2 protein-coding genes are annotated in these 8,898 nt (G+C 65.9%); both read left to right on the top strand.

From position 1 onward, the window contains the following. A partial coding sequence (locus GM910_RS26440; protein ID WP_210253322.1) for a universal stress protein occupies positions 1-810 on the top strand: 810 nt, incomplete at its 5' end. Further along, positions 810-8,898: GH36-type glycosyl hydrolase domain-containing protein (locus GM910_RS26435; RefSeq protein WP_159593815.1), on the top strand; the 8,089-nt coding region annotated here is incomplete at its 3' end. The genes GM910_RS26440 and GM910_RS26435, both read left to right, overlap by 1 nt.

Raw genomic sequence — 8,898 nt, 5'->3', positions numbered from 1 at the left:
CCGGTGGAGTGGAGCATTCGCCGGCAGGAGGCTCGCGGTCGTGTCCGGCGGGCGGCGGGAGAGGGGCGTCCACTTTCCCCGAAACTGGACATCAGGATCGCGGAAGGCCGGCCAGTCGATCAGATTTGCCGCTCCGTGCGCGAGCTCGAAGCCAGCATCACGGTGGTCGGCACGAAGGCGGACGAGAATGCAGCCGACTGGGAACTGGGCGAAACCGCGCGCAGGCTGATCGATCGTTGCCACGGCGCGCTGCTCCTGATTCCTCCATCGGTCAAGGCGGCTCCCGAGGTGCGCTACCGGCGCCTGCTTGTGCCGCTCGACGGCTCGCGCATGGCTGAAAGCGTGCTGCCGCTGGCCGTGCGTCTGGCGCGCGCTGCCGGCGCGGAGCTGCTTCTTGCCCATATCATCCCGACACCCGAACTGACCGAGACCGGTCCGCTCGAAGCAGACGATCACAGGCTGCGCCAGCTGGTGGGCGAGCGCAACGAGCGCGTGGCGCGCAAATATGTCGAGCAGATTCGCAGCCGCCTCGCCGGTTCCGGGCTTGCCGCGCGCGGCCTGGTCCTGCGCAACGGCGACGTACGCAGTGCCCTGACGCAGCTTGTCGAGGATGAGCGGGTCGATCTGCTCGTCATGTCGGCTCACGGCCACAGCAGCCGGTCGGATGTGGCCTGCGGCAGCGTGGCCGGCTACATAATCACCCATGCGCACACGCCGCTTCTCGTCGTCATGGGAGCGCATGTCAATCACGGCAATCATGCCGCGAACAACCAGAGAAACGGCCGGCCGCCGCGCGGTTCCGTCGCGTGATGCTGGCGGCGCCGGAAAGCGGAGGTGATCCGCTCGTCGCAGCGGCGTGGACGCTTGCCGAGGGCCATCGCCCGTCGAAGCTGAAGCCGCACCGTGTTGCGTCCTGGGTGAAGCTCGAACAGACGATGGACTGGCTCCGGCCCCTGAGGGAGGCCGCGGCCGATACCGAGCCGCATGCCTCCAAGGCCGCCGAATGGTTGCTCGACAATGACTACCAGATAAGGCGTGCCATCCGGCAGGTCATCCGCGACATGCCGGAGGATTTCTACGAAAGGCTGCCCGGCCTGGAGAATGACGAGGACGAGGCAATCCCGCGCGTTCTGGCGCTGGCATATGGTTATCTGCACGCGTCGCATCTGCAGCTTTCGCTGGCGGCTTTCGCGCAGTTCGTCCGCGCCTATCAGGAGCGCGCGCCGCTGACCATCGGCGAGCTGTGGGCCCTGCCGACCATGCTGCGGCTCGCCTGCCTGGAAATCGTCGTGGATGCCTGCGGCCGACTGTTTCCCCTGGTGCGGCCCCCATTCGCACCGACGCGCTATGTGGATTTGTTCGACACGTTCGACGACACGGACCGTGTCGCCCGCGCCCTCACAAACCTGATCGGCATTACGTCTGTCCAATGGAAGGATTTCTTCGACCGCACGAGCCTCGTCGAGGCCGCGCTCAGAAAGGACCCGGCGGGGGTCTATCCGCGCATGGATTTCGATACCCGCGACCGCTACCGCAAGGCGGTCGAGGAATTGGCGGCGGGCGCCGATGTCACCGAGCAGGAAGTCGCCGAACGGGCTGTTTCGCAGGCTCAAGGCGTGTCGGAACAGCCTTATGTTCACGTCGGTCATTGGCTCGTCGGGGAGGGCCGGTATTCGTTCGAGCGGATGCTGGGCTACGATGTCCCATTTCGGATCGCGTGCGGCCGCTGGCTTCGCCGCCATCCCGGCCTGCTTTACGTTGCAGCACTTCTCGCCGCCTCAGCGGCAGCGCTGGTGCTGCCAATCGCCTATCTGGCGGTTTCCGGTGCGGGACCAGCCCTATTGATCCTGGGGGCTGCACTGACGGCCCTTCCGGCTTCCGTGTTGGGCATCACCTTCGTTCACTGGGTCATCACGCTTACGGTCCCGCCGCACGTCCTGCCCAAGCTGGATTTCGAGAAGGGCATCCCTGAAGACTGTCCGACGGTCGTCACCCTCCCTGTCATCATTCGCAAAGCCGATGAAGTCGGACGGCTGATGGAGAGGCTCGAGGCGCATCGCCTCGCCAATCCGGACCCGTCGCTACGTTTCGTGCTGCTGAGCGATTTCGCCGATGCGCCGCAGCAGCATGCACCAGGGGATGATAAGATCGCGGAAGCATTGCTGGCCGGCATCCGCAGGCTCAATGAACGGTACGGCAGCGCCGAAGGTGGTCCCTTCCATCTCTTGCACCGGCCGCGCCGGCTCAACCCTTGCGAAGGCTGCTGGATGGGCTGGGAGCGCAAGCGCGGCAAGCTCGAGGAGTTCAACCGCCTTGTGCTTGGAGGGGACACGTCGCGCTTCAGCCTGATCGAGGGTGATACGGAACTGCTGCGCCGCATCCGCTTTGTCGTCACCGTCGACGCGGATACGGTGCTGCCGCCGGGCGCGGTGAGCCGGCTCGCCGGTACGCTGGCGCACCCTCTCAACGAGGCGCGCTTTGACGACCGCTCGGGCAGGGTGCGCGCCGGCTACAGCATCCTGCAGCCGCGCGTGGAGATATCGCCGCCGAGCGGCAGCCGCTCGCCCTTCGCCCGTCTTTATGCCGGCAACACCGCGATCGATATCTATTCACGCGCCGTCTCCGACGTCTATCAGGACCTCTTTGGCGAAGGGATCTATGTCGGCAAGGGCATCTACGAGGTCGCCTCCTTCCAGAAGAGCCTCGAAGGTCGGGTGCCGGAAAATGCGCTTGTCAGCCACGACCTTTTCGAGGGCGTGCACGGCCGCGCGGCGCTCGTCAGCGACATCGTGCTCTATGAGGATTTTCCGGCAGGCTATGTCGAATATGCCCGCCGCTGGCATCGCTGGGTGCGCGGCGACTGGCAGCTGCTGCCGTGGCTCATGCGGCGTGTACCGGGAGTTGGCGGAGAGCGTTTCGTCAACAATCTTTCGACGCTCGACCGCTGGAAGATGCTGGACAATCTCCGCCGCAGCCTCGTGCAGCTCTCGCTGCTGCTGCTTGCGCTGGCCGGCTGGCTGGTCCTGCCGGGCAGCCCGTGGGCGTGGACCCTGCTGACGGTGGCCGCGCCCGGCGCCTATCTGTTCACCGATCTCGTCACGGGACTGGCACGCGGGCCTCGGCGCGGTGCCATGCAGGGGTTGTTTCACAGGCTGGCGGACCATTCGGGGCGCTGGGCGCTTGCCATCGTTTTCCTGGTTCATGACGCAGCCGTCGCCGTCGACGCGATCACGCGGACATGCTGGCGGCTATGCGTTTCGCGCCGGCACTTGCTCGAATGGACATCCGCCGCCCATACGGCGTCCGCCATCGACGGAGCTGACCCCCGCATGGCCGCCTGGCGCTACATGTGGTTCACGCCGGTATTCTCCCTCCTGGCAGCGGTGGCGATCCAGTTCGCAAATCCGGTGGCTCTTGTCCCGGCCGCTCCATTGCTCGCCGTGTGGCTGATCTCCCCGGAAATCGCCGTGCTCATCAGCCGTGCCAGGAAGCTGCCGGTGGAAGAGGTGCGACCGCAGGACCGGGCCTTCCTGAGGCGGCTCGCGCGGAGGACATGGCTCTATTTCGAGACTTTCGTGGGGCCGGCCGACAACTGGCTGCCGCCGGACAATTTCCAGGAAGAACCACATTCGGCGATCGCCCACCGCACCTCGCCGACCAATATCGGCATGCTGCTGCTTTCTGCGCTCACCGCATGGGACCTCGGCTACTTGGGTTCGCGCGAGTTCGCCGCCCGCATGCGCAACACGTTCGACACGCTCGCCCGGCTCGCCCGGCATCACGGCCATTTCCTCAACTGGTACGATACGCGCACGCTGGAGCCGCTGGAGCCGCGCTATGTCTCGACCGTCGACAGCGGCAATCTCGCCGTCTGCCTCGTCGCGCTGAAGGCGGGCTGCGAGGAGGCGGCAGCCGCGCCGCTTCTGAGAGCGCGGCTTTGGGACGGATTGGCCGACACGCTGGACGTGCTCGCCGAGGCGACGACCTGTCTGCCGCATAACAATGGCGCCGAACTCGACGCCCGTCGGTCCGATCTGGCCGCGCTCATTTCCAGGGCGCGCGACGACGTGACGGCATCCTGGCCGGTGCTGTCCGAAATCGTGGCCGAAGCGTTTCCGCGCTTCGAGGAAGCGCTTGCGCAAGCGATTTCGGCATCGGAAGTGCAGGAGACGGAACGGCTGCGCAACATCCATATCTGGCTTGAACGGGCGAGGCACCATCTGTTGCGTATGCAGCGCGACTTGCGGGAATTTTCTCCGTGGCTGCCGCTTTTGGAGACGCCGCCGACAGGCATGGAACAGCTTGCGCTGGAGCTGAAGCAAACGCTCTGTGTGCCTGTATCGCCGGCTGCCATCGAGGATTGCTGTTTGCAAGCCTGCTCCGTGATCGCGCAGGCGGCGGATGCTGCGAGGGGCCATGCCGCCGCGTGGCTGCGCGATCTCGAAATGGCAATCGAATGCGGCTGTGCGCGCCAGCGCGCGCTGCATGACGAGCTGATGGAACTGGCAAGGACCAGCGAAAAGCTGGCCTTCGCCATGGACTTTCGTCTTGTGTTCGACCGCGAGGCGCGGCTCTTTCACATCGGCTACAATGTCAGCGCCGACCGGCTCGACCCCTCGCATTACGACCTTCTGGCAAGCGAGGCGCGGCTTGCCAGCTTCTTCGCCATAGCCAAGGGCGATGTCGCCTTCGAGCACTGGTTCCATCTCGGGCGTCCGCTGGCGCGCGAAAAGGGCGGCCTGGCGCTGATCTCCTGGAACGGCTCCATGTTCGAGTATCTGATGCCGCCGCTGTTTCTCAGGAGTGCGCCCGAAACGCTGCTGGGCCAGAGCGAGCGCACGGCGGTTGACATTCAGCGCCGCTATGCCGAGAGGCGGAGTGTGCCCTGGGGCATATCCGAATCCTCCTTCGCCTCGCGCGATGCGGACCATAATTACCGCTATCGCGGCTTCGGGGTATCGGAGCTGGGCTTGCGCCGCGATCTCGCTCAGGATCTGGTTATCGCGCCCTATGCCACGGCGCTTGCCTTATCTGTGCGGACCGACCTGGCGGTGCAGAACTTGCAAGCGCTCGAAGAACTCGGCCTTGCCGGTCTCTACGGCCTGTTCGAGGCCGCCGATTTCACGCCCGAGCGCTTGCCGCAGGCCCGGCGTTTCCTACCCGTGCGCAGCTACATGGCGCATCACCAGGGCATGATTCTGGCCGCCCTCGACAATGCGCTGTTCGCGGGCGCGCTGGTACGCCGCTTCAACGCTCATGCCAATGTCCGCGCCATCGCGCTTCTGGTGCAAGAGCGTGTTCCCTGGGAACTGCCGCCCGAGCTCCAGGCTTCGGAATTGGCCGAGCCGCAGAGCAGGCAGAAGCCGGCGCTGCCGGCGCCCCATCCGTGGCGGCCGCCGCTCGACACTGCGCTGCCGCAAATCCATGCGCTCGGCAACGGCAGCCTTTCAAGCCGCATCAGCGCCGAAGGGGGCGGCGGGCTTTCCTGGCGCGGCCATGCGCTGACGCGCTGGCAACCCGATCCGACGCGCGACGACATGGGCCTGTGGCTCTATGTCAGGGACGAAGACGACGGCGCGGTATGGTCGATGGGGCGGCAGCCCACCGGTGTAGCTCCCGAGGAGGAAAGGATCGTCTTCCACCCCCATATGGCGGAGTTCCATCGCCGCGACCATGGCATCGGCATGCGCATGGAGGTGGGGGTTGCCCATGGCGACGACGTGGAGATCAGGCGCATCAGCCTCATCAATGAAAGCGAGGCCGAGCGCCGGCTGCGTCTTGTCTCATATGGTGAAGTCGTGCTTGCGCCGCCGCTCGATGATGAGCGCCACCCGGCATTCAGCAAGCTCTTCGTGGGCAGCGAGTATATGCCCGGCCAGCAGGCTTTGCTGTTCACGCGCCGGCCGCGTCGGGCGGGCGAAAAACCGCCTGTTCTTCTCCAACGTGTTGTCGGAGACGAAGCTGGCGTGGAGATCGAAGGTTTCGAGACCGACCGACGCAGCTTCATCGGGCGCAACGGCACCCTGCGCGCTCCGCAGGCGCTGCGCGACGGGCTGACGGATACCTCCGGATGGACGCTCGATCCCGTCATGGCGTTCGACATGAGCGTGACGCTCGCGCCGGGTGAGCGCCGGCAGTTTTCGCTTGCGACCATGGCGGCGGAATCGCGTGAGGCAGTTCTGCGCCTCGCCGATCGCTACGCCACGCCTGCCGCGCTCGACTGGGTGCTTGACGACGCGGCGATGGAAGCAGCGCGCGAGGCCCGGCAACTCGGCCTTGAGCCGGCGCGTCTACCCGAATTGCAGGCGCTGTCGTCGCTGTTGATCCGCCGGCATACGGCCTTGCGCGCCGCGTCCGATGTTATCGCAGCGAATCGGCTGGGACAGCCCAGGCTCTGGAGCTTCGGCATTTCCGGCGACCATCCGATCCTGCTCGTGAAGGCCGGTGATCCGGAGAACGTGGACCTTTTGCACGTGCTCGTCGCCGGCCAGAAGATGTGGCACCGACGCGGCATCATGGCCGATCTCGTCGTCATGCGGCCGGGCATGTCGGGGTATATCGAGCCCTTGCGGGAGAAGCTCCTGTCGCTCCTGCAGGAAGCGCAAGCGCAGGAGCTTCTGGGGCGTCCCGGCGGCATCCATCTGGTCCTCGGCGATCAGGTCGGGGAGGAAGAGCGACGCCTGTTGGAAGCATGTGCCATCGTAGTGCTCGACACTGCGCGCGGCACGCTGGAAGAGCAGCTTGTCGCGGCGTCCCAGCCGCGGCCGATGGCGCCGCGTTTCGAACCGACCGCACCTCCGCTGTATCTCGAAACGCCGGACCTCCCCAGGCCCTCTGGGCTCCTTTTCGACAACGGATATGGCGGCTTCACCGAAGATGGCCGCGAATATGTGATCCATCTGCGGCCGGAGGAAACGACACCGGCGCCCTGGTGCAATGTGCTGGCCAACGATGTCTTCGGCACGGTTGTCACCGAGGCCGGCGGCGGCTTTACCTGGGCGGTGAACAGCGGCGAGAACCGGTTGACGCCCTGGACCAACGATCCCGTCGCCGACCCGGCCGGCGAGGCGCTCTATCTGCGCGACGAGGAGACGGCCGAGGTCTGGACGCCAACGCCGAGACCAGCGAGCGCTGGGCGGGTCCATGAAGTCCGGCACGGCGCGGGCTACACGACCTGGCGAAGTGCCGCTTACGGGCTCGAGCAGGAGATGACGGTCTTCGTGCCACCGGACGACTCGGTCAAGATCATCCGGCTCGAACTGCGCAATCCGCACGCAAGGGCACGCAGGGTAACCGCCACCTACTATGCTGAATGGTTGCTCGGCGCCCTGCCGCGCGTGGCGCGGCCTTATGTCGTATGCGGATACGATCCCTCCTGTCATATGCTTCATGCGCGCAATCCATGGAACCCGGATTTTGCCGATAGGGTGGCGTTCCTGACATCGAATTTGCCGCCGCACAGCTTCACCACCGATCGTGAGGATTTTCTGGGCCGGAAGGGTGACCCGGCGCTACCGGCGGGACTTGCGCGCTGGGACCTCGGGCAGCGCGTCCGGCCGGGCGCCGACCCTTGTGCGGCCTTCCAGGTGCATATCGACATCGAGGCGGACGGCAAGGCCGAGGCCATCTTCATCCTGGGGCAGGGAAAAGACTTCGCCGAGGCTGCCGATCTCACCCGGCGCTGGCAGGAGCCCGCACGCTGCGAAGCCGCGTTCAAGGAGCTTGCAGAACTCTGGGATCGTCGGCTCGGCGCGGTGGCGGTCTCGACGCCCGATCCGGCATTGGACCTGATGCTCAACCGCTGGCTGCTCTACCAGACATTTTCCTCACGGTTGCTGGCGCGCGCCGGCTTTTATCAGGCGGGCGGCGCCTATGGGTTCCGCGACCAGTTGCAGGACGTGCTTGCGCTTCTTTGGAGCGAGCCGGAGCGTGCGCGAGCACATATCCTGAAGGCGGCAGTCCATCAGTTCGAAGAGGGCGATGTGCTGCACTGGTGGCATCCGCCCGCAGACCGGGGCGTGCGCACGCGCTGTTCCGACGACCTTCTGTGGCTGCCTTATGTGACGGCAGCCTATGTGGAGGCCACCGGCGATGAGGCGATTCTGGAGGAGAAGGTGCCGTTCCTGCAGGCGCCGCCGCTGACGGAACGGGAGGATGACCGCTACACGCGCTATGACGCGCTGAGCGAACCGCGCAGCCTGTTCGAGCATTGCGAACGTGCGCTCGAGCGTGGCGTCACGAGCGGCGCGCACGGCTTGCCTCTGATGGGCGGCGGCGACTGGAACGACGGTATGGACCGCGTCGGGCGCGAGGGACGCGGCGAGAGCGTATGGCTTGCCTGGTTTGCGGTCGCAACGATGGGGCGCTTCTGCCGGCTTGCCGGTATCGTGAAGCGTAGCGACCTCGTGGAGCGGTGGGAAAGCCGCGCGCGTGAGCTGGAGAAAGCCATCGAGGCGGCCGCCTGGGACGGCGGATGGTACCTGCGCGCGATTGACGATGACGGCAATCCTTTGGGAGCGGCGGGCGCGGAGGAATGCCGCATCGATTCCATCGCTCAGTCCTGGGCCGTTCTGGCGGGCGACAGGCCACCGCGCCGGGCACGGACCGCGCTGAAGAACGCTGGAACCGAGCTTGTTTCCGGTGAGGAGCGGTTGGTCCGTCTGCTGTGGCCGCCTTTCGACAAGGCGCCGCTCGATCCCGGCTACATCAAGGCCTATCCGCCCGGAATCCGGGAGAATGGCGGGCAATATTCGCATGCGGCGGCATGGCTGGGTCATGCTTTCGCCCGGCTAGGCGAAGGCGACGAGGCAGCCAGGATTTTCAGCTTCCTCAACCCTGCCAGCCATGCGTCAACCCGGACCGAAGCGAACCACTACCGCGTCGAACCCTATGCGGTGG

The sequence above is a fragment of the Chelativorans xinjiangensis genome (assembly GCF_009812055.1).
GTDB lineage: Bacteria > Pseudomonadota > Alphaproteobacteria > Rhizobiales > Rhizobiaceae > Chelativorans > Chelativorans xinjiangense.
This window is presented reverse-complemented; position numbering and strand designations above follow the sequence as displayed.